General features: G+C 48.3%; 5 protein-coding genes and 1 pseudogene. 5 read left to right on the forward strand and 1 reads right to left on the reverse strand.

Annotated elements, in window-relative coordinates; translation table 11 throughout:
* The 5 genes from HMPREF9442_RS07995 to HMPREF9442_RS08015 form a co-directional block, all read left to right on the forward strand.
* Positions 1–430: PcfJ domain-containing protein (locus HMPREF9442_RS07995; RefSeq protein ID WP_008627262.1), on the forward strand; the 430-nt coding region annotated here is incomplete at its 5' end.
* Between the two features lie 24 nt (positions 431–454).
* A complete protein-coding gene (locus HMPREF9442_RS08000) occupies positions 455–712 on the forward strand; it encodes a DUF8466 domain-containing protein (protein WP_004291531.1) in 258 nt (85 codons plus the stop codon).
* 19 nt (positions 713–731) lie between these two features.
* The gene (locus tag HMPREF9442_RS08005) at positions 732–965 is read left to right on the forward strand and encodes a DUF3873 domain-containing protein (protein ID WP_004304291.1); all 234 of its coding nucleotides are present in this window, start codon (positions 732–734) and stop codon (positions 963–965) included.
* Positions 962–1,207: a DUF6956 domain-containing protein gene (locus HMPREF9442_RS08010; RefSeq protein WP_004291529.1), complete on the forward strand. Its 246-nt coding sequence runs from the start codon at positions 962–964 to the stop codon at positions 1,205–1,207. Before HMPREF9442_RS08005 ends, HMPREF9442_RS08010 begins: the two co-directional genes overlap by 4 nt.
* Before the next feature lie 53 nt (positions 1,208–1,260).
* Complete coding sequence (locus HMPREF9442_RS08015; RefSeq protein ID WP_004304290.1) at positions 1,261–1,569, forward strand: hypothetical protein; 309 nt, start codon at positions 1,261–1,263, stop codon at positions 1,567–1,569.
* Positions 1,570–1,602: 33 nt separating this feature from the next.
* Here HMPREF9442_RS08015 and HMPREF9442_RS08020 read toward each other — a convergent pair.
* A pseudogene (locus tag HMPREF9442_RS08020) lies at positions 1,603–1,816 on the reverse strand (hypothetical protein); the annotation flags it as partial.

Raw genomic sequence — 1,816 nt, forward strand, 5'->3', positions numbered from 1 at the left:
CGAGAAGGAAAGAGCCGCAGAGCAACGCCGTTGGGAGATTGAAAGGCGTGAGCGTGAGCAACAGCGACAACTCCAACGAAAGAAAGATGCGGAGGATTTCATCGCCAACAAATCCAAATTCTTCGGCTTGGTAATCACGGACGAGGAAATAATCGTCAAGGTGCTTGAAAGCATAGACGAGTATTACAACGAGGGCAAGACGCAGGGCATCTGCGTGTTTGGCAGTGGATACTACAAGAAAGCCGACACCCTCATACTATCGGCAAGGATTGGCGATGAGATTATTGAAACCGTAGAGGTGGACTTGCGAACCCTCGAAGTGGTGCAGTGCCACGGCAAGCACAACCAGGACACCGAATATCACGAGCGCATCATAGACCTTGTGAACAAGAACGCCAACCTTATCCGTGAGCGGATGAAAGCGGCATAGCATAACCCCTAAAACAACATTGATATGGAAGTAAGAATTGAAAGTATGATTTGTGTGTGGGATGATGCAATCCCCACGATGTTCCTTGAATTTGTGAACCTCCTCACTCTCACAACGAGTGAGGGGGAATTGAGAAAGAGCGTAAAGGAGTTTGCCGAGAAGCACGAACTTGACAAGTTTTTCCTTTACGGCTTCGGCTCACACCATTTCTACCTGCACCAACGCTACACAAGCAACCCCGAAATGGTGATGAAGAACAGAGTTCTGTCAGTACATTTTTAACCATCTAAAAAGCAACATTATGACAACACGAATGACCATCAACGGAGTAAGCACCTGCGCGGAAGCAGGTACGGAGAAATACGAGCGTTTCCAATCGGGTATCGGAAGACGCAGGCGGACACTTGTGCAGTACGACTACCGCCACCCCATAGACAGAGAATTGTTCTCTTGTGTCAAACCCACGTTGGACGAGTGCCGAGCCGCACGGGACAAGTGGCTGAACGCAAAGAAGGGAAAGGAGGACAGACTATGAACACGACCTATCAAACGCTGATAGTCAAGTTCAGCGAACCTATCACGGCATTGGACGGTATCTTTGACGATACCGGAGCGTGGGGAACGGACACCCTCAAGGGGTGGATAGATGATTACGAAAGCACACGTTTCACCGCCACCGACAGCCATACGGCAGTCATCACGAGCGAGTACAATATGGAATGTGTGAAAGAGTGGCTACAACGGCAGACCCCCATTTCCGAAATGCGAGAATTTTGAACGGGATGGCGGTGTCCGCACCGCCAATACTTAAAACCCTAAAAACAAAAGATATGATAGCCAAGACGATATTACAGCAGATAGGCGGAAAACGCTTCACCGCCATGACAGGTAGCCGTGATTTCATAGATATGGGCAACGGCTTACGGATGAGCCTTGCAAGGAACAAAACAAGTGCCAACCGCCTTGACATCATCTATGACGAAGGGGCAGACCTCTACAATATGCGCTTCTACCGCAGGACGTTCAGCAAAAAGACCTTTGAGTGCAAGACAAAGGACATTGCCGTACACGAGGGTATCTATTTTGATATGCTGGAGGAAATGTTCACGATGGTGACGGGACTTTACACACGCTTTTGAGTGGCGGGGCGGCGAGAGCCGCCCTACTTTCTTTCAGTGAGCATGATGGCGGACAAAGAAAGTAGCAAAGAAACCTTTGTCCAATCTGCGATAACTAAAAAATCCGCAAGTAAAACTTGCGGAGGCTATATATTGGGTCGTTATTTTTTGGTGGAGGGGAATGATAATCTCGAACCGTTGAACTACACATTTCTGCTTCGTCTCCATTTCCCCCAACGATTTGATACGTTCAATCATTTTTGTTGTT

Origin of the sequence: Paraprevotella xylaniphila YIT 11841, from assembly GCF_000205165.1 — a bacterium.
Classification (GTDB): Bacteria; Bacteroidota; Bacteroidia; order Bacteroidales; family Bacteroidaceae; genus Paraprevotella; species Paraprevotella xylaniphila.

Bases quoted from the DNA above. Each gene is read 5' to 3' on its own strand.
- HMPREF9442_RS08000 (WP_004291531.1), top strand. From the start codon at position 455: ATGGAAGTAAGAATTGAAAGTATGATTTGTGTGTGGGATGATGCAATC.
- HMPREF9442_RS08010 (WP_004291529.1), top strand. From the start codon at position 962: ATGAACACGACCTATCAAACGCTGATAGTCAAGTTCAGCGAACCTATC.
- HMPREF9442_RS08005 (WP_004304291.1), top strand. From the start codon at position 732: ATGACAACACGAATGACCATCAACGGAGTAAGCACCTGCGCGGAAGCA.
- HMPREF9442_RS08015 (WP_004304290.1), top strand. From the start codon at position 1,261: ATGATAGCCAAGACGATATTACAGCAGATAGGCGGAAAACGCTTCACC.